Here is a 25631-nt window from a genome sequence, read left to right as displayed (position 1 = left end):
TGTGGTGTCTGTCAGGCCGTCATCGCGGGCAAGCCCGCTCCCACATGTTGATGTGTGAAGGCCGTCATTGTGGGAGCTGGCTTGCCTGCAACCGCCGCATCTGCTCACACCCCCACAGCACCCGCTCCGGCGTCGCCGGGGCATCGATCTGCGGCTGATGGCGATAATCCCCGAGGCTCGCCACCGCATCCTTGATCGCGCACCACGAGGCAATGCCGAGCATGAACGGTGGCTCGCCCACGGCCTTGGAGTGAAACACCGTGTCTTCCGGGTTCTTGCGGTTCTCCACCAGCTTCACCCGCAAATCCAGTGGCATGTCGGCCACTGCCGGGATCTTGTAGCTGGCCGGTCCATTGGTCATCAGCTTGCCCTTGTCGTTCCACACCAGTTCTTCCATGGTCAGCCAGCCCATGCCCTGGATGAAGCCGCCTTCGACCTGGCCGATGTCGATGGCCGGGTTCAGCGAGGCGCCCACGTCATGCAGGATATCGGTGCGCAGCATCCGGTATTCGCCGGTGAGGGTGTCGACGATCACTTCGCAGCAGGCCGCGCCGAACGCGTAGTAGTAGAACGGCCGCCCGCGCGACTGGCTGCGGTCATAGAAGATTTTCGGGGTCTTGTAGAACCCGGTGCTCGACAGCGACACCTGAGCAAAGTACGCCTGCTGGATCAACGCCTCGAAGCTCAGAATCTGCTCGCGCACGCGCACATGGCCGTTGCGAAATTCCACATCCGCTTCACTCACGTCGTACTTGCGCGCGGCAAATTCCACCAGGCGCTGCTTGATGGTTTCGGCGGCGTTCTGCGCGGCCTTGCCGTTCAGGTCGGCGCCGCTGGAGGCGGCCGTGGGCGAGGTGTTCGGCACTTTATCGGTGTTGGTCGCGGTGATCTGCACGCGGTCGATGTGCACCTGGAACACTTCGGCCACCACTTGCGCAACCTTGGTGTTCAGGCCCTGGCCCATCTCGGTGCCGCCGTGGTTGAGGTGGATACTGCCGTCGGTGTAGATGTGGATCAGCGCGCCGGCCTGGTTGAGAAAGCTGGCGGTAAACGAGATGCCGAATTTTACCGGGGTCAGCGCCAGGCCTTTTTTCAGGATCGGGCTGTGGGCGTTGTACTGGCGGATCGCTTCGCGGCGTTCGGCGTATTGGCTGCTGGCTTCAAGCTCGGCGGTCATCTCGTCGAGCATGTTGTGCTCGACGGTCTGGTAGTAGTGGGTGACGTTGCGCTCGGTCTTGCCGTAGTAATTGGCCTTGCGCACCGCCAGCGGGTCGAGCGCGAGGTGGCGGGCGATGGCGTCCATCACTTCTTCGATGGCGACCATGCCCTGGGGGCCGCCGAAGCCGCGATAGGCGGTGTTGGACGCGGTATTGGTCTTGCAGCGATGACCGTTGACCGTGGCGTCGCCCAGGTAATACGAGTTGTCGGCGTGGAACATCGCGCGGTCGACGATCGAGTTGGACAGGTCCGGCGAGCAGCCGCAGTTGCCCGCCAGTTCCAGGTTGATCCCGTGCAGCCGGCCGCTGTCATCAAAACCCACGTCGTATTCGATATAGAACGGGTGGCGCTTGCCGGTCATCAGCATGTCTTCGACGCGCGGCAGGCGCATCTTGGTCGGCTGGCCGGTGAGGCGCGCGACCACTGCACACAGGCAGGCGGGGCTCGCGGCCTGGGTTTCCTTGCCGCCGAAACCACCGCCCATGCGGCGCATGTCGACGACGATTTTGTTCATCGACACGTCGAGCACTTCGGCCACCAGTTTCTGTACTTCGGTGGGGTTTTGCGTGGAGCAGTAGACGATCATGCCGCCGTCTTCGGTGGGCATCACCGAGGAAATCTGGGTTTCGAGATAGAAGTGTTCCTGACCGCCGATGTGCAGGGTGCCTTGCAGGCGATGTTTGGCCGTGGCCAATGCGCCCGCCGAATCCCCGCGTTGGTGGGTGTGGCTGTCGAGCACGAAGTGTTTGGTGCGGTAGGCCTGGACCACGTCGAGCACCGGTTCCAGGTCTTCGTATTCGATCAGCGCCGCCATCGCGGCTTTGCGCGCGGTGTCGAGGTCGCGGGCGGCCACGGCCAGCACCACCTGGCCGACGTATTGCACGGTGTCGATGGCCAGCAGCGGGTCGCCGGGCAGCAACGGGCCGATGTCTTTAAGGCCCGGCACGTCTTCGTGGGTGATGACGATGCGCACACCGTCAAAGGCGTGGCAGGGCGCAGTGTCGATGCTGAGGATGCGCGCGTGGGCGCGGTCGGACAGGCGCGCATACAGGTGCAACTGGTTGGGAAATTCCAGGCGGTCATCGATGTACTGCGCCTCACCGCTGACGTGTTTGGCGGCGCTGTCGTGCTTGACGCTGCGGCCGACGCCAGAGGTGATTTCCCCGGCGAACAGCTCGGCCAGTTCGGCCTGGGTTTTAACGACGGCGTGATGGTTAGACATAAGCGGTCACCCGAGTCTCGATGTGCGGCGTCTGCAGCTCGATAAAGTATTTGCGCAGCAGGTTTTGCGCGCTGAGCAGGCGGTATTCCTTGCTGGCGCGAAAATCCGAGAGCGGGGTGAAGTCCTCGGCCAGGGCGGCGCAGGCGCGTTCGACGGTGGCGGCGTTGCAGGTGGCGCCGACCAGCGCGGCTTCGCAGTGTTTGGCGCGCTTGGGCGTGGCGGCCATGCCACCAAAGGCAACGCGCGCCTGGTTGATTACACCGTTGTCAATCTTCAGGTTGAAGGCGGCGCAGACCGCGGAAATATCATCGTCCAGGCGCTTGGACACCTTGTAAGCTCGAAACAGCGTGTGGCCCTTGGGCACGATGATTTTTTCGATGAATTCGCTGTCTTGCCGGGCGGTGACGCGGTAGTCGATGAAGTAGTCTTCCAGCGCCAGGGTGCGCCGGGTGCTGCCCTTGCACAGCACGATCTGCGCGCCCAGGGCGATCAGCAGCGGCGGTGAGTCGCCAATCGGCGAAGCGTTGCCGATATTGCCGCCCAGGGTGCCCTGGTTGCGGATCTGCAGGGAGGCAAAACGCTGCAGCAGTTCGCCGAAGTCCGGGTAGGCCTGGTGCAACGCGCTGTAGCAGTCGGAGAGGGCGGCGGCGGCGCCGATTTCCAGGCGGTCGTCGAAGGACTCGATGCGCTTCATCTCGTCGATGTTGCCCACGTAGATCATCACCGGCAGCGTGCGGTGAAACTGCGTGACTTCCAGCGCCAGGTCGGTGCCGCCGGCGAGCAGCCGGGCTTGCGGGTAGGCGTCGTAGAGGTCGGCCAGGTCGGCGACGGTGAGGGGCACCAGGCAGCGTTTGTCGCCGCTGTTCAACTCGCCGGTGTGGGTGGGCGCGATGGCCTTGAGGCGGGCGATGGTCTGGGCCTGGCGGCTGTCGAACTGGTCCTGGGGTTTGTTGCAGCAAGCCTGCTCGGCGGCGGCCAGAATCGGGCGGTAGCCGGTGCAGCGGCACAGGTTGCCGGCCAGGGCTTCGTGGGCTTTGCGGCTGTCGGGTGAATCGCTGTTCTTTTGCAGGGCAAACAGCGACATCACAAAACCCGGCGTGCAAAAGCCGCATTGCGAGCCGTGGCACTCGACCATCGCCTGCTGCACGCTGTGCAACTGGCCCTGGTGCTTGAGGTCTTCAACGCTGATCAGTTGTTTGCCGTGCAACGACGAGACAAAGGTCAGGCACGAATTGAGGCTGCGATAACGAATCTGCTCGGCGCCGCAGTCATCGCGGTGCAACTCGCCCACCACCACGGTGCACGCGCCGCAGTCACCGCTGGCGCAGCCTTCCTTGGTGCCGGGCTTGCCCACGTGTTCACGCAGGTAATTGAGCACCGTCAGGTTGGGGTCCAGGGCATGCTCGCTACGGAGTTCCTGGTTGAGTAAAAACTGGATCACGGAAGGCCTCGCAGACTCATTATTGTTGTAACCGCTGTGCGCCGAATCTAGTCATGTCTGACTTTTCGGTCAATGGCTTTCTGACTTTAGGGTCAAGAAATAGTGGTCACAGCATCCTCAATTAGGGTTCGGGCTTCTGAAGCCGGCGTTTTTACAGGGTGATGAGCTGCAATAACTGCTTATTTCATGCCAAATTCGCCCCTGTGGGCGTAGCGCCATCAGCGAGCCAATGCGCTACACTGCCGCGCTGTCAACGATAGAAGATTTTGAAGGGAAAACATGACGTTCAAGGCGCCGGACAGTCTCGCCGAGCAAATCGCTCACCACCTCGCCGAACGTATCATTCGCGGCGATTTAAAGCCTGGGGAGCGGATCCAGGAACAGAAGGTCACGCTGGCGCTGAATGTCAGCCGTGGTTCCGTGCGCGAAGCCTTGCTGATCCTCGAACGTCGCCACCTCATCGCGATCCTGCCGCGTCGTGGCGCCCATGTCACCGAACTGACGGCGCACAAAGTGCAGAGCCTGTGCACGCTGATGGGCGAGCTGTACATCCTGCTCGGCAATGCGGTCGCCGAGGGCTGGCAGACCCAGGCCGACATGGCGCCGTTCGTGCAGATCCAGCAGCGCCTGGTGAGCAATTTCGAACGCCAGGACATCCGCGCCTTCGTCGAAGAAAGCTTCAATGTGATGCGCGCCGCATACCCCTTCGCCAACAACCCGTACTTGCAGGAAACCATTGAGAACCTGCAGCCTGCGATGAACCGCGCCTACTACCTGGCCCTGGATCAGCGCAAAGCGAGCATGAGCGAATACCTGGCGCTGTTCGAGCAACTGCTCGCCGCCGTGCTCGAGCGTGACCTGGCGCAGATTCGCACGGTGCTGTCGGCCTACTGCCAGCGCAGCAGCTCGCTGGTGATCGCCGCGTTGGCGGACGCCTAAGCGTGCGGCTCAAGTGCATCAAGCTGGCGGGGTTCAAATCCTTCGTCGACCCGACCACGGTGAACTTTCCCAGTAACATGGCGGCGGTGGTCGGGCCCAATGGGTGCGGCAAGTCGAACATCATCGACGCCGTGCGCTGGGTGATGGGCGAGAGTTCGGCGAAGAACCTGCGTGGCGAGTCGATGACCGACGTCATCTTCAACGGCTCCACCAGCCGCAAGCCGGTAAGCCAGGCCAGCATCGAGCTGGTGTTCGACAACTCCGACGGCACCCTGGTCGGCGAGTACGCCGCCTACGCGGAAATCTCCATCCGCCGCAAAGTCACTCGCGACAGCCAGAACAGCTATTTCCTCAACGGCACCAAATGCCGTCGACGCGACATCACCGATATCTTCCTCGGCACCGGCCTGGGCCCGCGCAGCTACTCGATCATCGAGCAGGGCATGATCTCCAAGCTGATCGAAGCCAAGCCCGAGGATCTGCGCAACTTCATCGAAGAAGCCGCCGGTATCTCCAAGTACAAGGAGCGCCGCCGCGAGACCGAAAACCGCATTCGCCGCACCCACGAAAACCTCGCCCGCCTGACCGACCTGCGCGAAGAGCTTGAGCGTCAATTGGAGCGCCTGCACCGCCAGGCCCAGGCGGCCGAGAAGTATCAGGAATACAAGGGCGAGGAACGCCAGCTCAAGGCGCAGCTGTCGGCCCTGCGCTGGCAGGCGCTGAACGAGCAGGTGGGCCAGCGCGAGGCGATCATCGGCACCCAGGAAATCAGCTTTGAAGCCCTGGTGGCCGAACAGCGCAATGCCGACGCGAGCATCGAGCGCCTGCGTGACGGGCACCATGACCTGTCCGAGCGCTTCAATCTGGTGCAGGGGCGCTTCTATTCGGTGGGCGGCGACATTGCCCGCGTCGAGCAGAGCATTCAGCACGGTCAGCAGCGCCTGCGTCAGTTGCAGGACGATTTGAAGGAAGCCGAACGCGCGCGCCTGGAAACCGAATCGCACCTGGGCCATGACCGCACCCTGCTGCTGACCCTCGGCGAAGAGCTGGACATGCTCACCCCCGAGCAGGAGATCACCAACGCCGCCGCCGAGGAGGCCGCCGCCGCCCTGGAAGAAGCCGAAGCCACCATGCACGGCTGGCAGGAGCAGTGGGACGCCTTCAACCTGCAATCGGCCGAACCGCGCCGTCAGGCCGAAGTGCAGCAGTCGCGCATCCAGCAGCTGGAAACCAGCATGGAGCGCCTGGCCGAGCGCCAGCGCCGCATGCTCGAAGAGCGCGCGCTGCTCGCCGCCGACCCGGAAGACGCGGCGATCATGGCGTTGAGCGAGCAACTGGCCGAAAGCGAGATGACCCTCGAAGAGCTCGAAGCCAGTGAAGAACAGCAAGTGGAGCGCCTGGAGCAACTGCGTCAGCAATTGCACACGGCGACCCAGGCCCAGCAGCAGGCCCAGGGCGATCTGCAGCGGCTCAACGGTCGGCTGGCGTCGCTTGAAGCCTTGCAGCAAGCCGCCCTGGACCCGGGCACCGGCACCGCCGAATGGCTGCGCGACCAGCACCTGGCCGAGCGTCCGCGCCTGGCCGAAGGCCTGAAGGTGGACGCCGGTTGGGAATTGGCCGTGGAAACCGTTTTGGGTGCCGACCTGCAAGCGGTGCTGGTGGATGATTTCGTCGGCTTTGACCTGGCCGGCTTTGCCCAGGGCGATCTGCGCCTGCTCAGCCCGGATGCCGATGGCAAACGGGTGCCGGGCAGCCTGCAGGACAAGGTCGAGGCGGCCGTTGACCTGTCGCCGTGGCTGGGCCAGGTACGCCCGGTTGAATCCCTCGACGAGGCGCTGGCCCAGCGCAGCCAGTTGGCGGCCGGCGCCAGCCTGATCAGCCGCGATGGCTACTGGGTCGGCCGTCACTTCCTGCGCGTGCGCCGCGCCAGCGAAGCCGAAAGCGGCGTGTTGGCCCGTGGCCAGGAAATCGTCAACCTGAGTGCCGAGCGCGAAGAACGCGAAGCCACCCTGGAACGCCTGGAAACCGAACTGCAAACCCTGCGCGCCACCCAGCGCCAGCAGGAAACCGGCCGCGAGCACCTGCGCCGTCTGTTGCAGGACGAAGCGCGCCAGCAGGGCGAATTGAAGGCGCAGCTCTCGGCGAGCAAGGCCAAGGCCGAGCAACTGACCCTGCGCCGCACGCGTCTCGACGAAGAAGTCGCGGAGATGGGTGAACAGCGCGCTCTTGAACATGAACAGATCGGCGAAGCGCGCCTGCAGTTGCAGGAAGCCCTCGACAGCATGGCCCTGGACACCGAACAGCGCGAGCTGCTGCTGGCCCAGCGCGACAGCCTGCGCGAACGTCTCGACCGCGTGCGCCAGGAAGCCCGGCAGCACAAGGATCATGCCCATCAGTTGGCGGTGCGCCTGGGCTCGTTGCGCGCCCAGCATGCGTCCACCGCCCAAGCCCTCGAACGCCTGGAGATGCAGTCCGAACGCCTTACCGAAAAACGCGAGCAACTGAGCCTGAACCTGGAGGAGGGCGAAGCGCCGCTGGAAGAGCTGCGCCTCAAACTCGAAGAGCTGCTCGACAAGCGCATGAGCGTCGACGAAGAACTCAAGACCGCGCAGATCGCCCTGGAAGATGCCGACCGCGAATTGCGCGACGCCGAGAAGCGTCGCACCCAGGCCGAGCAGCAATCGCAGTTGATCCGTGGCCAGCTCGAACAGCAGCGCATGGAGTGGCAAGCCCTCACCGTGCGCCGCAAGACCCTGCAGGACCAGTTGCTCGAAGACGGCTATGACCTGCACGGCGTGCTCAACACCCTGACCGCCCAGGCCAACGAGAAAGACGCCGAAGAAGAACTCGAACGCATTGCCGCGCGCATTCAGCGCCTGGGCGCGATCAACCTGGCGGCCATCGACGAATATCAGCAGCAGTCCGAGCGCAAACGTTATCTGGATGCTCAGGACGCCGACCTGGTCGAAGCGCTGGACACCTTGGAAAACGTGATCCGCAAGATCGACAAGGAGACCCGCAACCGCTTCAAGGATACCTTTGATCAGATTAATGGCGGTTTACAGGCGTTATTCCCGAAAGTTTTCGGCGGTGGCAGCGCTTATCTGGAACTGACGGGCGAAGATCTACTCGATACAGGGGTGACGATCATGGCGCGTCCGCCGGGCAAGAAGAACAGCACCATCCATTTGTTGTCCGGCGGCGAAAAAGCCCTGACCGCACTGGCGCTGGTATTTGCCATCTTCAAGCTCAACCCGGCGCCGTTCTGCATGCTCGACGAAGTGGATGCGCCGCTGGATGACGCGAACGTCGGACGCTATGCGCGGCTGGTCAAGGAGATGTCCCAGACCGTGCAGTTCATCTACATCACCCACAACAAGATCGCCATGGAAATGGCCGATCAACTGATGGGGGTGACGATGCATGAACCGGGGTGTTCGCGATTGGTGGCAGTGGATGTCGAAGAAGCGCTGAAGATGGTGGAATCTTGAGCGCTGCCATCGGCGAAAATGCAGGGTGCGATATAGGGCGTTTTACCGGTCTGGAGAAAGTGACAAATGGACATATTTGTTCAAGGCATTTTGACAGACGGTGTAAAGTTATCTTGGGTCGTGCTAGTTTAATGTCAATTTTTCGTACGCGTGGGCAAAACGTCAGTCAGAACATAGAGTTGGCGCCACGTTTTAAAGCGGTTTGCACAGTGCTAAACCCCTTATTTTTCAGCATTTTTTATAGAGGCACGGGATTACATGGAAATCGGTCTGCGCGAGTGGCTGATCGTCATCGGCATCATTGTGATTGCCGGTATTCTTTTTGATGGCTGGCGCCGCATGCGCGGTGGCAAGGGCAAGCTTAAATTTCGTCTGGACCGCAACCTGTCCAACTTGCCCGACGACGACGGCAGCGCCGAGCTGCTGGGGCCGCCCCGTGTGCTCGATACCCATAAAGAGCCGCAGTTGGACGAGCATGACCTGCCGTCGATGAGCGCGCCGCAGCGTGAAGCCCGCGAACCGTCGGCCAAGCGTGGCAAGCGCGGCAGTGCGGGCGTCGCCGAGCCGCATCAGGGTGACTTGAACCTTGACGTGGACGAAGGCCCGAGCTTCAGCAGTCGCGACGATGATTTCCCGGATGAAAACGTCGGCAAGCAGGCGTCGCGCCAGTCGGTCAGCGATCAGCCGGCCGCCGAGGAAGTGCTGGTGATCAGCGTGATCTGCCGCGACGCGGGTGGCTTCAAAGGCCCGGCACTGCTGCAGAACATTCTCGAAAGCGGCCTGCGCTTTGGCGAGATGGATATTTTCCATCGTCACGAAAGCATGGCCGGTAACGGCGAAGTGCTGTTCTCCATGGCCAACGCGGTCAAGCCGGGCACCTTCGACCTGGACGACATCGACCTGTTCAGCACCCCGGCGGTGAGTTTCTTCCTTGGCCTGCCAGGCCCGCGTCACCCGAAACAGGCGTTCGACGTGATGGTGGCCGCAGCCCGCAAGCTGTCCCAGGAACTCAACGGCGAACTCAAGGACGACCAGCGCAGCGTGCTGACCGCCCAGACTATCGAACATTACCGTCAGCGCATCGTCGAGTTCGAGCGTCGTGCCCTGACACAGAAACGCTGAGGTTCGATCTTAAGCGTTGTCTGTAGAATCCGTGCACTAACATATTGAGCAGCTTCGGCTGCTCTTTTGCTTTATGAGAGAACACCCATGACCGCCGCCCACACCCGCATTCTCGAACTGCGCGCTGAACTGGATCAGCACAACTACCGCTACCACGTGCTCGACGAGCCGAGCATTCCGGACGCCGAGTACGACCGGTTGTTCCACGAGCTCAAGGCCCTTGAGGCCGAGCATCCCGAGCTGGTGACGCGCGATTCGCCGACGCAGCGGGTGGGCAGTGCGGCGCTGTCGGCGTTTACCCAGGTGCGCCACGAGATTCCCATGCTCAGCCTGGGCAACGCGTTCGATGAGAGCAGCATGCTGGAATTCGACCGGCGCGTGACCGAGGGCCTGGACCTGCCGGCCGGCGATCTGTTTGGCGCAGTCGAGTACAGTTGCGAACCCAAGCTCGATGGTCTGGCGGTCAGCCTGCTGTATCAGGACGGCGAGCTGGTGCGTGGTGCCACCCGTGGCGACGGCACCACCGGCGAAGACATCAGCGTCAACGTGCGCACCGTGCGCAATATCCCGCTCAAACTGCATGGCAGCGGCTGGCCGGCGACGCTGGAAGTGCGCGGCGAAGTGTTCATGTCCAAGGCCGGTTTCGAGCGACTCAACGCGTCGCAGCTGGAAATCGGCGGCAAGACCTTCGCCAATCCGCGCAACGCGGCTGCCGGCAGCCTGCGCCAGTTGGACTCGAAGATCACCGCCAGTCGCCCGCTGGAATTCTGCTGCTATGGCATTGGCCAGGTGACGGCGGACATCAGCGACAGCCATATTGGCAACCTGCAGCAGTTGCAGCAGTGGGGCCTGCCCATCAGTCACGAATTGAAACTGGCCAAGGGCATTCAGGATTGCCTCGACTACTACCGCGATATCGGCGAGCGGCGTAACAGCCTGCCCTATGAAATCGACGGCGTGGTGTTCAAGGTCAACCGCATTGCCTCTCAGCGCGAACTGGGGTTTCGTGCCCGCGAACCGCGCTGGGCCATTGCCCATAAATTCCCGGCCATGGAAGAGCTCACCGAGCTGCTCGATGTGGAGTTCCAGGTCGGCCGTACCGGCGCCGTCACCCCGGTGGCGCGCCTCAGGCCGGTCAAGGTCGCGGGTGTCACTGTCTCCAACGCTACTCTGCACAATATGGACGAAGTCGCGCGCCTGGGCGTGATGATCGGCGATACCGTGATCATCCGCCGCGCCGGGGATGTGATCCCGCAGGTGGTCTCGGTGGTGCTCGAGCGTCGCCCGGACAATGCCCGCGCGGTGCCGATCCCTGAGCGCTGCCCGGTGTGCGGTTCCCATGTGGAACGCACGCAACTGGTCAAACGCAGCAAGGGCAAGGAAACCGTCAGCGAGGGCGCGGTGTACCGTTGCGTCGGCCGCCTGGCCTGTGGTGCGCAGCTCAAGCAGGCGATTATCCATTTCGTCTCGCGTCGGGCCATGGACATCGACGGCCTGGGCGACAAGACCATCGAGCAACTGGTGGATGAAAAACTCATCGGTTCGCCGGCCGACCTCTATAAGCTCACGTACGAGCAGATCATCGACCTGGAAGGCTTCGCCGATATTTCCAGCAAGAAGCTGATCACCGCGATTGAAAACAGCAAAACACCAACCCTGGCGCGCTTTATCTACGCCCTGGGCATTCCCGATGTGGGCGAGGAGACCGCCAAGGTGTTGGCACGCTCCCTGGCCTCGCTGGAGCGGGTGCAACAGGCCTTGCCGCAGGTGCTGACGTACTTGCCGGACGTGGGCCTGGAAGTGGCGCATGAGATCCACAGCTTTTTCGAGGACGCCCATAACCGGCAGGTGATCGGCGCGCTGCTGTCGCCGGACGAATGCGGCCTGCAGTTGCAGGATCAGGGCGACCTGAGCGCCGAGTTCGCCGCCAGCACCACCCTCGGCGGCTTGCTCGACAAACTGCACGTGCCGTCCGTCGGCCCGGGCGCGGCGCAGAAGCTCGCCGACAAGTTCGGTAGCCTCGAAGGCGTAATCAAGGCCGACTGGCTCGACATGCGCCAGGCACTGCCCGAGAAGCAGGCCAAGGCGGTGCGCGAGTACTTCGATAACCCGGCAAACGCCAGTCACGCGTTGGCCATCGAGCAGCAGCTCAAGGCCTTCGGCATGCACTGGGAGAGTGAGAAAAAGGTCGTCGAAGGCCTGCCGGAAGCCGGGCACACCTGGGTCCTCACTGGCTCCCTGGAGTTGATGAGCCGTGACGTGGCCAAGGAAAAGCTCGAAAGCCTGGGCGCCAAGGTGGCCGGTTCCGTGTCGGCGAAAACCCACTGCGTGGTGGCGGGGCCAGGGGCGGGATCCAAGTTGGCCAAGGCCAGCGAGCTGGGGCTCAACGTGCTGGATGAGGCCGCCTTTGTGGATTTCCTGAGCAAGCACGGCAAGGCCTGACGCTGCGCGCGGGAACGATCCCGCGCACAAGGTGATCTAGTCTCTGTCTTCCCGTGAGAGATCGTCATGTTCCGCTACTTCGAGCAACTCAGTTCGCGCATCGCCGCCCCGTTCATGGCCGGATCCTCGCGTAACAGCAAGGTCTGGCAATGCCGTTGCGGCCAGTCGCTGTTCTTTCGCAACAGCCAGTGCCTGGCCTGCTCGGCCCTGCTGGGCTACCACCCGCAGCAGAGCCGTCTGTCGTCGCTGCAACCGGGCCCGGTGGTCGATACCTGGCAAATGGATGACAACCTCGACGCCGGTACCTTTCGCCGTTGCGCCAACCTCGACACCCCGGCGGCGTGCAACTGGCTGATCCCGGCCCACAGCACCGACGCACTGTGCGTGGCCTGCAGCCTGAACCGCACCATTCCCGACCTGTCGATCGCGGAAAATCACGAACGCTGGGGCAAGGTCGAGACGGCCAAGCGTCGGCTCGTCGCCCAATTGATCAGCCTGGGCCTGCAAGTGGTGCCCAAAAGCGTGGATGAAGAGGCGGGCCTGGCCTTCGACTTCGTCGGGGTCGACCTTGAAGGCAATGCGCCCACCACCGGGCATGCCAACGGCCTGATCACCCTCGACATCAAGGAAGCCGACGACGCCCATCGCGAGAAGATCCGCGTGCAGATGCACGAGCCCTACCGCACCTTGCTCGGGCATTTTCGTCATGAAGTCGGCCATTACTACTGGGATCGTCTGATCGCCAGCAGCCACTGGTTGCAGCCTTATCGCGACCTGTTCGGCGACGAACGCGCCAGTTATGCCGAGGCGCTCGACCAGCACTACCAGCACGGCCCGCGTGCCGACTGGCAGCAGACCTGTGTCAGCGCCTACGCCACCATGCACCCGTGGGAAGATTGGGCGGAAACCTGGGCCCACTATCTGCACATGATGGACGCCGTCGACACTGCTCTGGGCTTTGGCATGAGTGCCCGTGAGATGGACCTGGATTACCAGCCGTTCCCCCTCACCACCCTGTACGACCCCGAGCATCCGGGCGGCCCGGCGTTCCTGTCGTTCGTCAACGCCTGGATCGAACTGGCCGGCATGCTCAACGAACTGTCACGCAGCATGGGGCAGCCGGATTTCTACCCTTTTGTACTGCCGCCTGCGGTGATCGCCAAGCTGCACTTCATTCACCTGGTCATCCAGGAAGAGGGCGGCCGGGCTGACGAGGTCCTGCTGGCAAAGTGAAAAGAACGATGGAGAAGCGCAAGCCGCTGGCAAGTGCTTGAACCATCGGATATTTTTAATCCGGCACCAACGGTTGTAACTTCCGATGAGATCGGTACAATGGCCCCGCTTGCCGAGAGGCAGGCGTCGTTATGGTGACCCCATCGGTCCCCCCGCAACGATTACCCGTGAACCTGGTCAGAGCCGGAAGGCAGCAGCCACAGCGGGAACATTGTGTGCCGGGGTGTGGCTGGTGGGGTTGCCTCCATAACGCTCAATTGATTGATTTTTAACGGTTTTTCACCCTTTACTACGACGTGGTACGAGGAGTGATACATCCGTGTCGACCGTCCTGTCCTACCTTTTGCTGTATTACCCCTCTGTCTACTACTTCCGAATCGCGGTGCCGGATGTCATTCGCCCGTTGTTCTCCCAAAGAGAATTCGTCGCTCCCTGCAAACGTTGCAAGCGGGAGGCGTTGATTAGTGGGAGAGACATTCCTGCCCAAGTCTAAGGTCTGTTCAGGCCATCGTTTGAAAGGAGTAGATTCGCTATGGCGCTTCTGCGAGGTCCATGGGAGTCTGGAGGTAAGCAACTTGGGCGTCGTGGCTGCGTCAGCAGCAATTTCTTCGCGTCGCCATTATCCTGAAGATTCAGGAGAAACGCCCGCAGCTGCCGTATAGGCTTTGGTTGATAATGCTCAAATGTAATTATGTGTCATGTCAGATGCTCTTGTTGTCATCGACTCGCGTCTAAAACGACGACCTTGAAGCATAGCTTCGGTTGAACATCTCGTCGAACAGGATGACCATGAGCTTGGCGTATAGTGTTGAGTGTAAGAGCAAAGGCTGTTCGAAATGACAGCTAGCGGGTTTCGACGACAGGTTGATGTGATATGGCTGTATTGATGGCGAGCGTAAGATCGACTTCGTAGGTTGTCGGGCGCACTGGAAAACTATTGATTCCAGCTCGATTTCAAGAGAGGGCCTCGTAATGGACGATGCAAGCGAAGAAAAGGATGAGCAATGGCAATGGCAATGGATGGCGGCCGAAAACTTAGCGGACCATTTGGTTCCGTTACTTAAGCACCATGATGTCAAGTGGCGCGGACATGGGATCATCTATATCGATCACCAGCATGACAACATCTGCATCGCGCACCAGTTACTCGTTGATTTAAGTGTCAGCCTCGGTGCGCCTATTTCTTTGGTGCGCTCTAGGTTGGTTGAGTTGGGCTGGCTCAAAGACATCCGCAGTACTTTGCCCATTCAAAATAATATCAGGCGAGGAGTTGATAGCCTTGCACCTTGGGCCCTTGATTCCGATGAGGAAGATGAAGAGGAGGACCCTGATATGCTCGAAGACTATGACCGGGGCTGATCTTGTGATGCGTCCTGTTCTTTCTTGTCTATGAGGTTTTATGCTCCCGGAACATTTTGATTTATCTGGTCCTTTATTCTTGCCCATCACGGAGGAAACCTGTGCTGGCTTGTTGGCTATCGAGGGTGTAAGTGCACTTAACGCCATGGCTGATCCGGAGTTGGCGGCGATGTTGGTCATCCAGAATCTGGCCCAGGCAGAAGAAAAAGACCTCAATTCTGGTGCGGCTGAGACAGTGTTGTCCAAACTCATTGCATGGGCGGTCGACTCCCGACATTCAGCGGCTTCAGGGTTGTTATCAGAAGCGCAGCGGTTGTTCGACCCACGGAAGTTGTACTTCGGTCTGAACGCCGTCAAAGGCTTGAATTTGCGCTTTCTTCTAGCAGATGAAGTATCGGCGGAGGATTACCTTCTGCCAGATGGTAAGTGGGATGTCGCGTACAAGGTTCGCCATCGTAGACGCAACGACCCATTCAGCGAGCAGGTGGTTACACCCATACACCGTGAGCGTTGGCTGAGCGCTGCGCAAGACAAGTTGGTCAGGATTTTTCGCGCAAATTTGGATGAGGACTTGCATGTTCAAGGTTACGCGGGAATAGGCAAGAGCCACATGCTTGGTGCCTTAATGGAGTATCTGCGGCCGGATAAAACATTATTACTGGCGCACACACCCGGAAAACTGGAGGCTCTTCGTGAGCGCATGGGAGGGTCGTGTGATAGGAAGGCAGGTTGGACGTTCGTGCACTTCGCACAAAGGTTACTGCATGGCCGAATGACTCAACCTGCAATTACGCCCGCCAGGATCCCAGGCAAGCAGACGCTAGCGGAGGAGCTGAATATTCTCGGTTTTCATAGCCACGATGCGCAAGCGACCGTTGATGTTTGCCTCAAGGTTATCAAGAGCTTTTGCCGCTCTAGGGGACATAGTCTTTCGGCCAAGCATCTGCCTCATTTCAAGCAACCCTTGTCCAATCTAGATGCAACGGTGCTTCTAGAGTATTCGAGCCGGTTGTGGAGTTACCTTGAGGCAAACCCAGGTTGGGCCAGTCAGACTGGGTTCGAGGCATTACTAATGATAAAGCGGGCGAGCCTCGCGGGCTGCATGGTGCCTGCTCGTTACACGCATGTACTCATTGACGAGAGTCAAGATGTTCCCGAGTCGCTTTTGCAGATTATCGAGCGGGGGCGTCAGGTGTTGATAACCTTGGGGGATGAGTATCAACAAGCAGGTGGAGCACCGGTTCAAAGAAAGCGTGAGGTGAGGCAAAGTAATGTCAGCTACTCTGTGCGCTCAGGACGCAATGTGGAGCGACTGCTCAATCCTTTGATATCCCTGCATTCTCAGAAGAGTAAGATCCCCTTCGAAGGCGCTCGTAATGCTGATGTTGGTATCGAAATGTATCCGGAGGGCTTCGTGCCGCCTGAAGGTTGTGTGGTGCTGACTGCCTCCCCTTGGGACACGGCAAGGTGGGCCATTCACCTGCACGACTCCAACTGCGCGTTCAGTTTGCTGGACAAAAAGGCACAGGACGATCTGGGGCATTTCATGAGCACCGCTATCGCATTGTTCAAACCGGATTTCTACAATCCTGAACACAGTGAAGTGGGGCCGCACCCGTACTTCAGCGACATGCCCGATTGGCAGCAGGTGCGGGACGCTAACCTGTTCGATGAGTCTTTTCTATGGGTGGAGGCCGAACTGGAAAAAGGCTTTAAGGTTGCTGATTTGCCCCGATTGAACAGAATGGTCGGCCGCTCTGGTAAGCGCTGCATGTTGATGATGGCAGAAGATGCGGGGGGGATGGAGTTCAACTGGGTCCTGCTGACGCCTGAGTTGCTCACCAACGTGAAGTTCAAGGACGCCTATGAGTTCGATAAGAGGATCTGTGCTGTGTACATCGCAATCTCTCGCGCAAAGCAGCAGCTTTACGTTCCCTTCGATGTGGTGGAATGGATTGAGTATCACAATTATCAGGGATTCCGCGAGTCACATGGCTACTGAATTCATCCTACCGCCTCCTCGGTCTGCTCATGACAAATTCGCAATCTGCTGGATGGTCGTGGGTAAAGCGCTTTAGGATGCCCTCAAGGGTGAGCGTAATGAAACCCCGGAAACTCCAGCCCCTAGACATCCAATCTCGTAGTCATCCTCCAGCCGGAAAGACCGTGATAGCTGCCCTTGGCTAATTGTCTCGGCAAAGCAGCCGCAAGTTCGAAGAGGCAGCCTTGCTTGCCTATAGCTGGAAAGCCTGCCGAGCATTGTCCGCTAAGCCGGCCTACTCGAAATTGTCCTCCAGCTCAGCGTGGTCGATGTAGTGCATGTGTAACCCCGGAAACTACGTGTTGTTCGATGGTAGCAGGGAAGGCGGTGACCACTTGAGAGCGATATCTTGGAATTCCCATCCCGAGGCTCTAAACAGGCCTCAGGTACAACGCAATATGTCCTTACACTTCGGCATTACCTTGCACCCCTTTTAACTGAAGCGGTATCAGAAAATGATGTGACCAAGGTAAAGGCGAAGGGAGATCAGCGTTTTTTCCCGAAGTTGAGTAGCCATAACAGACTCGGATTTATTGCGGTGCCGTCGAATTAGTAGGTCACTCGGACGTTGTTTCATGGCGGGTTGTCCGTTGTGTTCCTCGGATGCGCCGGGCTGGCTGCACTTTGGTTGATGTTTGCTGTTACCATGCGCAACATGCACTGACAGCCGTATTCGCGGCGCCAGTCCCCAACATTAGAGTGACAAATTACGATCTAAAAGTAGAAGGATTTTTGCTGTTTGGCTTATTGCCAGGCACAAAAAACCCCGTCCTGTGAGGGGACAGGGTATCAGCGTTGTTGAAGGGGTAGGACTTGGCAGAGTTAGCCCTTCAGCGACTCAACCAGTGCCATAGGCAAGGGCTGTGGGGGAAGTGTGGGCTATACGGTATGCTAATACAATACCGTATGACTTTTAGCGGATAGCTGGCACACATCTCCTGCTCTCTATCCCATGGTGTTTCACCATGGAGAGAAGGTATGAACGATACGAAACGCCGACGTATTCGACGTCGCACACCGCAGCATCTTCGGACTGTCCAAGTCAGCTCATACTGCCGTACTCGTTATGGGCAACGTGAAAGCGTGTGTGAGCATTACCGCAGTCCGCCTTGGACGCAGTTGATGTTCGATTTCTAAGCATTCACGGGGTAGGTAACTGCCCCGTTCTCTTTCGGGGCGCGGACGTCGCGTTCTTGGGTCAGTTGGTCGACCCTCTGGGTAATATGCTCATTGCCCGCACAAGCAGTTCGTCTTCGGACAACTCGCCGGTCACCACCTTTTCTTCGCCTTGGACGTATGCGCCGTCCTTGCGGATGGATGTGAGGACAACCCGTATTACCCACTCCTGGAAGGCTTTAGCGTCGGGTTTGTCGCTGTGCATGAAGAGTATGTAAAGACCGGACTCGCTGATTAATAAGCGTTCCCTGCCGCGAGGTAGGCCTACAGAGGTTCGCACTCTCAAGGTCTTTTCGTGATGGTCCAGCGGGCTCAAGACGCAGCCGTGTTGCCGTGAGCCCGAACCGCTTGTAAACGTCGATAGCCACGAATTATGGCTGGCCGCTGTCTTCAATGCCGTGCAGGTCCATCAGGCCAAAGCTAAATGTTTGCACCCGGTTCATGCCGACGCCTCAGCGTAGGGCGCATAAGTTTCTGCATGTAAATCAGCATCTCCAAGGAGATGACGTGGAGGTTAGGGGTTATGTTTTTGTGAGTCTGCTCGATGGCGCCAGCGCTTTGCCATTGATGTTGTAGGACACGCCTGAAATGTATCGGTATCATCCGCGCAACTAGGAAAGGGACTTCGATATGCTCAAGAGAATTACGCTCCTCACCGTACTGGGAGCGGCACTAACTGGTTGCGTCACAGCACCACCGACGAACTTCTCAGTTCCAGGTGTCCAGCGGGCCACTACCCAGCAAGCAGTCGAACTAAAGGCTGTTTCCGTTTCCTATGGCGTTCCCAGCGAGGTCAAGGGTGACATCCCAACCTACGGCGAAGGTTTTCCCATCCTGTGGGAGAAGTCGCTGGTGGAGGCGATAGACAAGGCTGGGGTGTTCAGCGACGACGCGCCGGACAAGGTCAACATCTTCGTAAAGGTTCTGGAGCTAGATCCCCCGGCCGGAGGCATCACCATGGTGACGCCCGCGCGTGCGCGCTACACCGTTGTGAGTCGCCGAACAGGGAAGATCCTGTTTGAAAAAGACATCTACACGGAGGGCACTGTTCCGCCTGGCTACGCGTTTTCCGGGCTGGTCAGGCTCAAGGAGTCGCTCAATAGATCGGTACAGGCGAACATCGCCCAATTCCTTCAGTCGCTGTCGGCCGTGAAGCTGTAGGCCTACCGGTTGGCCGGTAAGAGAAAACGACAGGGAGATGGGTACCCACACCCATCTACCTTTTCTGTTTCTTAGGTTGTAGCGCTAGCCATGGTCAGTTCATAAACGCGCTCGCCATTAGTGTGCCGGGGTGTGGCTGGTGGGGTTGCCTCCATAACGCTCTCCTCCCTGATTCAACTCACCCTCCTTTTATTCAGCCCTCTGCCCATTTTTCATGGCGCGGACGATTCCGGCTGGACAACCTCCAACGCCCTGCTAATTTCAATCATGCAAATGACCTCGGTGCTGGAGTAGTGAAGAAGTGAAGGCGCTCATTTCCTGAAGACTTAGGATGATTGCCATGACCACTTCTCCAGATTTATCCGGTTCTCTCGGTGCTTCAGTCGGTTCCCTTGGCAAAGCCAGCAATCTGCCGGCTGATGTCAGGTACATCCAGCAGTTGTTCAATCTGATCGCCTCCCCATCCGTTACGCCCCTGGTGGTGGACGGCAAGTCGGGCCCGCTGTTGAACCAGCGCATCGTTGACTTTCAAAAGAATCGCCTCAACGTCGCCAGCCCCGACGGTGTCATCGACCCGGCTGGCAGGACGTTTAAAGCGCTGATCGAAGCTGCGCGCACGGGCGGACAACCTGCGGCGGCGGTTCAGTCGCCGGCTCAGGCCGCGTCAGACAAGCAGCCGTTGGTCACCCAAGCCACCTGCGACGGTAACGTGACCCTCAGCGATGCCGACTTCAAGCAGGCTGCGCTCGCGCTGGGCAACGGTATCGAGGTGAATATCATCAAGGCGTTTGCCATTGTGGAGTCGGGCGGGCGGTCCGGGTTCGGGCCGGAAAAATTCCCGGTGCTCGCCTACGAGCGGCATATCTTCCACAAGTACACCCAGAAAAAGTACGACAGTTCCCACCCCAATCTCTCAGCACCCTACATGGCGAAAGCCGACACGCAATGGCGAATCAATAACAAGGATCAGGCCACCGCCTGGCAAACGTTGCGGGCGGCCTACAGCCTGGATCAGAAGGCCGCATTGATGTCCGCGTCGTATGGCATGTTTCAGATCATGGGGTTCAATTTTGCCGCGTGTGGTTTCAAGGATGTGTTTGATTTTGTTGCCGCGATGAAGCTCAACGCCGGCCAGCAACTGAACGCATTTGTTGGTTTCTGCAGCAAGAACGCGGCGTTGGTCAAAGCCATGAAAAGCCGGGATTATGTGGGGATGGCCCGCAACTACAACGGTCCGCAATACGGCGATTACGACCAGCGAATCAAAAAGGCTTATGAAAAGTTGCAAGCCGGTCAGTAACATTCTGCATGGGCTGTTTTCACCGGGAAACAGCCTATGGACAACCCCCAATCAACTTGTTAGCGTCCGCCAGCTTCTTGTTCATGGCAGGGCAAACGTGCGCAATTGATAGTGAGTTGGGGAAAAACAGGATGATCCGTTTTCTGGCGATGGGTGTGTCGTTATGCGCCATGGGCTCTGCCTTGGCTGGTCCGGTCGAGCTGCATTCGGGCAGGTACGAAGGCTTGATGCTGGCCGTGACGCCGCAGCATGAAATCGAAGGCTATTACGCCGAACAAATGGGCGAGGGTATGACGCGCGGTTGCGCGTTCTACCTGCAAGGCAAGCCCGACGCGCTGACCACCTGGCTCGACGCCGCCTACCCCGGCAGCGTGGCGTCTTCAGTCGATGGCGTAACGCTGACCGTGGAGCAGGGCCGTCAGCATCCCGGTTGCATGAATGTGTTGATGCCGGAGATCGCCACCGGCCTGGACCTGAGCGAGACCGCCGAGACGAATTGGATCGGCCTGGTGACCGTGGCGACCGACAAGGCCTACCTGCTGGAATCGCCAGGCGCCAAGGCTGCCAAGCGCCCTTATATCGTCAAGCATGACGTGGTGGGGGTGCTGGCCTTCAAGGATGGCTGGGCCCAGGTCGAGTTCACCACTGCCAGGGATCGCACGTATACCGGCTGGATCAGCCAGGATCAGTACGCCCGGTTAACCCCACCGAAGAGCTGATTCCAGCGGTGGCCAGGGTCAGCCAAAGGTCTCTCGCAGCAGCTCGGCAAACGCATCCCGCGCCAGATGCCGCTGGGTGTCCTTGTTCCAGAACAGCAGGTTGTCCACCGGCGCCAGCGCGTCAAATCGATACGAGGCCAATTGGTCGGCCTGCTCATAGCGGGCCAGAATGCCTTCCGGCGCCAGGGCAACGCCAATCCCCGCGCTGACGCAACCAATGATCGTGCCCCAGCTCGCATAGCTGGCAATGGCCGGTTTGAACGGCTGAGGCCTGAGCCAGTTTTCCAGCGCCGCGCGATACGGGCAGCCCGGCGGCCACACCAGCAGGGTGCGGCCGGCCAGGTCCTCGGCGCTGTGGATCGGCGCACTCAAGGCGCTGGCGATCAGCACCAGGCGTTCGCTGTAGACCACGCAGTGCTCGAGTTTTTCACGTTTGTTGCAGGCCCCCACCAACGCCACGTCGAGGCGATGGTGTTGCAGGTCGTCGAGTAATTGGCTCCATGAGCCGGTCACCAGTTCCAGGCTGACCTCGGGATAGCGACGGTGATACTCCGCCAGCAACGGCGGCAGGCGCCCGCTGGCGCTGGACTCCACTGCGCCGATGCGCAAGGTGCCACGGGGCACGGCAGTGGCGTCCAGCGCGCGTTTGGATTCGTCCACCAGTGCCAGAATGCGTTCGCAGTAATCCAGGAAAATCTCGCCGGCAGCGCTGATCACCAGCCCGCGTCCGGCGCGGATGAACAGCGGTGTCCCCAGTTCGCTTTCCAGCTGCTTGATGCGCGTGGTGATGTTGGACGGCACACAATGCAACAGCAGGGCGGCCTGGGCCACGCTGCCGGTCTGCGCCACCGCTCGCACCATTTTCAGTTGGGCCAGTTCCATTGCTCAATTCCACTGATGTCAGAAGTCAGAAACCCTTAATTGTCCTGCCGAGTATCACGGCCAAGACTGACGGCATTCCTTCTCCTTGCCGGACACCCTCGATGAATGCCCCGTCACCCGTAAAGCTTACGCTAGTCGCCGCCGGCGTGATCCTCTGTTGGTCCTATTCGCCGATTGGCGTGCACCTGGGCCTGCACAGTTACCGTCCCGGCCAACTGGCGTTGCTCAGGTTCCTGATTGCCTCAGTGTTCATGGGCGGCATTGCGCTGGTGGCGGGCATCGGCCGGCCACACCTGCGCGACGCACCGTGGTTGTGTGTGTTGGGTTTTTTTGGCGTGTTCCTGCACCACACCTGTCTCAATTACGGCCAGCAATGGGTGACGGCGGCGGCATCCAGCGTGCTCGCACAGTCAGCGCCGCTGTTCAGTGTGCTGATCGCGTTTTTCTGCCTGAAGGAACGGGTCGGTGCCTGGCGCTGGGGCTGCGTGCTGCTGGGTCTGATCGGTGTGCTGGTGGTGATCCGGGGCGACCATGGCGTTGCAGATATCGACCCGCATGGCCTGCTGATCCTGCTGGCGGCGTTCTCATGGAGCGTCTACTTCGCGATCCAGAAACACTACGCCCACCGGTACAGCCCGTTGACCATGGCGTGCTACATGGTGTGGACGGGCACGCTGATGCTGGGCGTTAATCTGCCAGGCCTGCCCGCGGCCGTGGCGCGGGCGCCGCTGGCGGACAACATGGCGGTGCTGGTGCTGGGAATTTTCCCCAGCGCCCTGGCGTATCTGGGCTGGGGTTATGTGTTGAAGCATGTCGAGGTCAGCCGCGCGACGGCGGCGATGTACCTGATTCCGCCGGTCGCCATGGGCCTGGCGGCTACCCTGCTGGGCGAACACATTGGCTTACAGGTGATGCTGGGCGCGGTGATCGTGCTGGTCAGCGTCGCCGCCATCAGTCTGGAGGGACGTTGGCGGCGGGGCGTCCGATGTACAGCCGGATGATGTCGTCGATTTCCCCCGACCTCTTCATGTGCTGCAACGTGCGCAGGATCTGTTGCACCGGCACATCCGGGGCATTGCGCACCACGCACCTGAGATCTTGCTCTTCAATCGTCGCCACCTTGTGCAAGCGCTGCCCAACCGGGACTTTCTGATTGAAGCGATCCACGATCCATTCATTCATCACCGCATAGTCAAAACGCCCGGCCACCAGCTTTTGCAGCACCTGTTCCTCGCTACGGGCATCGTCGCGGCTGAGCTGGCCGCTGGCAAACAGCAGGTCGAGCAGGGGGTAGCGGTAGTTGAGCACCGTGCCGATCGGCTGCGCGGCCAGTTCGTCCACCTTGACCCGCTGGTTGCTGACGCTGACCAGCACATCGCGCTGCACCATCAGCGGCACGCTCCAGCTGTAGTCACCCGACAAGTCGTTGACCCAGGCCTGGGCCACGTAACAGCGCACATCAATGTCGCCATGGGCCAACGCCGCGGCAATTCGCACCCGCGACAGCACATGAAAGCTGATCGGGCGACCGACCTGAGTGGCCAGGCTCGACATGAGGTCGTACATGATCCCCTGGGTGGGCACGCCGGCCTCCAGTTGCACCACCGGCATCGCCCAGCTGTCGGAAACCGAGAAACGCAGCGGCGCAGGGGCCGCCAGGGTAGCCGTGGCAATCATCCATAAAGCGCCCAGAACTACGCGCATATGCCCTCCATGTGCAGGCCTTCGAGAGGCTGTTGAGCACAGCTTAGTCAGATTAGACGAGCATGTCGGATGCAATTTCCCCCCTGCTCCGCTAGCATTACCGGCTTCCGCTTCCCAGTTGCGACGGTTTTCGATGAGTTATCAGGTTCTTGCACGTAAATGGCGCCCGCGCTCGTTCCGCGAAATGGTCGGCCAGACCCATGTGCTCAAGGCTCTGATCAATGCCTTGGACAGCCAGCGGCTGCACCACGCCTACCTGTTCACCGGTACGCGCGGGGTGGGCAAGACCACCATCGCGCGCATCATCGCCAAGTGCCTTAACTGCGAAACCGGCATCACCTCCACGCCCTGCGGTACCTGCTCGGTGTGCCGCGAGATCGACGAAGGGCGCTTCGTCGACCTGATCGAGATCGACGCCGCGAGCCGCACCAAGGTCGAAGACACCCGCGAACTGCTCGATAACGTGCAGTACGCCCCCAGCCGTGGCCGCTTCAAGGTCTACCTGATCGACGAAGTGCACATGCTGTCCAGCCATTCCTTCAACGCGCTGTTGAAAACCCTGGAAGAGCCGCCGCCCTACGTCAAATTCATCCTGGCCACCACCGACCCGCAGAAACTTCCTGCGACGATTTTGTCGCGGTGCCTGCAATTCTCCCTGAAAAACATGACCCCGGAGCGCGTGGTCGAGCATCTGACCCACGTGCTCGGCGTCGAGAACGTACCGTTCGAGGACGACGCACTGTGGCTGCTCGGCCGCGCCGCCGATGGCTCGATGCGCGACGCCATGAGCCTCACCGACCAGGCCATCGCCTTCGGTGAAGGCAAGGTCATGGCCGCCGATGTGCGCGCCATGCTGGGCACCCTGGACCACGGCCAGGTGTTCGATGTACTGCATGCGCTGATCGAAGGCGACGCCAAGGCATTGCTCGAAGCCGTGCGCCATTTGTCGGAGCAGGGCCCGGACTGGAACGGCGTGCTCTCGGAAATACTCAATGTGCTGCACCGTGTCGCCATCGCCCAGGCGCTGCCTGAAGGCGTCGACAACGGCCACGGCGACCGCGACCGCGTTTTGGCGCTGGCCCAGGCGCTGCCGGCCGAAGATGTGCAGTTCTATTACCAGATGGGCCTGATCGGCCGCCGCGACCTGCCGCTGGCGCCCGACCCGCGCGGTGGCTTCGAGATGGTGCTGCTGCGCATGCTGGCCTTCCGGCCCGCCGACTCGGCCGACGCGCCGAGGCAGCCGCTAAAGCCAGTGGGGATCAGCCAGGCCACAGTTGATTCCGCCAAATCCGTGGCGGGCGCGGCGGCGGTTGCGCCGGCGGTGGCTGCGCCTGTTGTGCCAGCGCCAGAGTCAGTACCCGAGCCGGCGCCGGTTGTGGTCGAGCCCGAGGCAGTCGTCGATCTGCCGTGGAATGAGCCGGTCGCGGGCGAGCCCGAACAGCAGCCCGCCGTGGAGCCCGTACTGGAAACCATCGGCGAGCAGCCCGAACTGACGCCGATGCCCACGCCGACCCCGGACAGCGTGGTGCCGGATGCCCCCGAGTGGGTGTCTGCGCCGGTGCCCGAGCCCACCGTTGCGCAAGTCGAAGCCGCCGTTCCGGCCATCGACCTCGACGACGAACCGCCGCTGGACGAAGATTACATCGAGCCGGATATGGATTCGGCCTACAGCTACCTGGACGAACTGGCCAGTGAACACGTTGCCGAACCGGCTCCGGAGCCCGAGGCGGAACCCGCCGCAGCCCCGGCCACCGGTCTGGCGCTGCAATGGCTGGAGCTGTTCCCGAAACTGCCGATTTCCGGCATGACCGGCAGCATCGCCGCCAACTGCACCCTGATCGCCATCGACGGCGACCACTGGCGGCTGCACCTGGACCCGGCCCACAGCGCGCTGTTCAATGCGACCCAGCAGCGCCGGCTCAACGATGCACTCAACCAGTACCACGGGCGCACGTTGACCATCGCCATCGAGCTGATCAAGCCCGAGCAGGAAACCCCGGCCCAGGCCGCGACCCGTCGACGCATCAACCGCCAGCGCGATGCGGAAAACTCGATCCAGGCCGATCCGCTTATCCAGCAGATGATGCAGCAGTTCGGTGCGGTGGTGCGTCACGATACTATTGAACCTGTCGAGGCTCCGGTGACCCAAGCGTCATGACACCGGGCTGTTAACTGATCGAT

The 25631-nt window shown here is 60.5% G+C and carries 17 protein-coding genes, 1 other RNA gene and 1 pseudogene; 14 read left to right on the top strand and 5 right to left on the bottom strand.

What is annotated here, in order from left to right; translation table 11 throughout:
- Positions 1-64: 64 nt before the first annotated feature.
- Positions 65-2440, bottom strand: coding sequence for a xanthine dehydrogenase molybdopterin binding subunit (gene xdhB / locus TU79_RS17610; protein ID WP_057009175.1), 2376 nt, complete (start codon positions 2438-2440; stop codon positions 65-67).
- Complete coding sequence (gene xdhA, locus TU79_RS17605) at positions 2433-3881, bottom strand: xanthine dehydrogenase small subunit (protein WP_057009174.1); 1449 nt, start codon at positions 3879-3881, stop codon at positions 2433-2435. Before xdhA ends, xdhB begins: the two co-directional genes overlap by 8 nt.
- 279 nt (positions 3882-4160) lie before the next feature.
- Here xdhA and TU79_RS17600 point away from each other — a divergent pair, with 279 nt between their 5' ends.
- The 9 genes and pseudogenes from TU79_RS17600 to TU79_RS26635 all read left to right on the top strand — a co-directional run.
- Positions 4161-4820 (top strand): GntR family transcriptional regulator, encoded by a 660-nt coding sequence (locus tag TU79_RS17600; RefSeq protein ID WP_003230401.1) that lies wholly within the window; start codon positions 4161-4163, stop codon positions 4818-4820.
- A gap of 2 nt (positions 4821-4822) precedes the next feature.
- On the top strand, positions 4823-8311 hold the full coding sequence (gene smc, locus TU79_RS17595; RefSeq protein ID WP_057009173.1) for a chromosome segregation protein SMC: 3489 nt from the start codon (positions 4823-4825) through the stop codon (positions 8309-8311).
- A gap of 258 nt (positions 8312-8569) precedes the next feature.
- Positions 8570-9433, top strand: coding sequence for a cell division protein ZipA (gene zipA / locus TU79_RS17590; protein WP_057009172.1), 864 nt, complete (start codon positions 8570-8572; stop codon positions 9431-9433).
- A gap of 87 nt (positions 9434-9520) precedes the next feature.
- On the top strand, positions 9521-11875 hold the full coding sequence (ligA, locus tag TU79_RS17585) for an NAD-dependent DNA ligase LigA (protein WP_057009171.1): 2355 nt from the start codon (positions 9521-9523) through the stop codon (positions 11873-11875).
- A 66-nt stretch (positions 11876-11941) separates the two neighbouring features.
- Complete coding sequence (locus TU79_RS17580) at positions 11942-13108, top strand: zinc-binding metallopeptidase family protein (RefSeq protein ID WP_057009170.1); 1167 nt, start codon at positions 11942-11944, stop codon at positions 13106-13108.
- Between the two features lie 141 nt (positions 13109-13249).
- Positions 13250-13346, top strand: an RNA gene (ffs, locus tag TU79_RS25450) — signal recognition particle sRNA small type.
- A 734-nt stretch (positions 13347-14080) separates the two neighbouring features.
- Positions 14081-14467, top strand: a complete 387-nt coding sequence (locus TU79_RS17575; RefSeq protein ID WP_057009169.1) for a hypothetical protein — start codon at positions 14081-14083, stop codon at positions 14465-14467.
- A 40-nt stretch (positions 14468-14507) separates the two neighbouring features.
- Positions 14508-16469 carry a P-loop NTPase family protein gene (locus TU79_RS17570; RefSeq protein ID WP_057009168.1) on the top strand — a complete coding sequence of 654 codons (1962 nt, stop codon included), beginning with the start codon at positions 14508-14510 and terminating at the stop codon, positions 16467-16469.
- Between the two features lie 613 nt (positions 16470-17082).
- Positions 17083-17160: pseudogene (locus TU79_RS26635) on the top strand (hypothetical protein); the annotation flags it as partial.
- A 546-nt stretch (positions 17161-17706) separates the two neighbouring features.
- Here TU79_RS26635 and TU79_RS26995 read toward each other — a convergent pair.
- Positions 17707-17970, bottom strand: coding sequence for a BRO-N domain-containing protein (locus TU79_RS26995; protein ID WP_057009259.1), 264 nt, complete (start codon positions 17968-17970; stop codon positions 17707-17709).
- A 344-nt stretch (positions 17971-18314) separates the two neighbouring features.
- On the opposite strand from TU79_RS26995, the gene TU79_RS17555 reads away from it, so the two are divergent.
- The 3 genes from TU79_RS17555 to TU79_RS17545 all read left to right on the top strand — a co-directional run bounded on the left by TU79_RS17555 (position 18315) and on the right by TU79_RS17545 (position 20864).
- Entirely contained in the window at positions 18315-18845 is a 531-nt protein-coding gene (locus TU79_RS17555) for a hypothetical protein (RefSeq protein WP_057009166.1), read from the top strand.
- 340 nt (positions 18846-19185) lie between these two features.
- Positions 19186-20145, top strand: coding sequence for an N-acetylmuramidase domain-containing protein (locus TU79_RS17550; RefSeq protein WP_057009258.1), 960 nt, complete (start codon positions 19186-19188; stop codon positions 20143-20145).
- 131 nt (positions 20146-20276) lie between these two features.
- Complete coding sequence (locus TU79_RS17545; RefSeq protein WP_057009165.1) at positions 20277-20864, top strand: SH3 domain-containing protein; 588 nt, start codon at positions 20277-20279, stop codon at positions 20862-20864.
- Positions 20865-20882: 18 nt separating this feature from the next.
- Here TU79_RS17545 and TU79_RS17540 read toward each other — a convergent pair whose 3' ends face one another.
- On the bottom strand, positions 20883-21746 hold the full coding sequence (locus TU79_RS17540) for a LysR family transcriptional regulator (protein WP_057009164.1): 864 nt from the start codon (positions 21744-21746) through the stop codon (positions 20883-20885).
- Between the two features lie 101 nt (positions 21747-21847).
- On the opposite strand from TU79_RS17540, the gene TU79_RS17535 reads away from it, so the two are divergent.
- A complete protein-coding gene (locus tag TU79_RS17535) occupies positions 21848-22747 on the top strand; it encodes a DMT family transporter (RefSeq protein WP_057009163.1) in 900 nt (299 codons plus the stop codon).
- On the opposite strand, the gene TU79_RS17530 is transcribed toward TU79_RS17535, so the two are convergent.
- Positions 22698-23450, bottom strand: a complete 753-nt coding sequence (locus TU79_RS17530; RefSeq protein ID WP_057009162.1) for a substrate-binding periplasmic protein — start codon at positions 23448-23450, stop codon at positions 22698-22700. The two genes, TU79_RS17535 and TU79_RS17530, sit on opposite strands and share 50 nt — an antisense overlap.
- A 133-nt stretch (positions 23451-23583) precedes the next feature.
- Here TU79_RS17530 and dnaX point away from each other — a divergent pair, with 133 nt between their 5' ends.
- Entirely contained in the window at positions 23584-25608 is a 2025-nt protein-coding gene (dnaX, locus tag TU79_RS17525) for a DNA polymerase III subunit gamma/tau (protein ID WP_057009161.1), read from the top strand.
- The last annotated feature ends 23 nt before the right edge of the window (positions 25609-25631 follow it).

The sequence above is a fragment of the Pseudomonas trivialis genome (assembly GCF_001439805.1).
Classification (GTDB): Bacteria; Pseudomonadota; Gammaproteobacteria; order Pseudomonadales; family Pseudomonadaceae; genus Aquipseudomonas; species Aquipseudomonas trivialis.
Note: the sequence above shows the minus strand (reverse complement) of the source record. Positions and strands in the feature narration are given on the sequence as shown.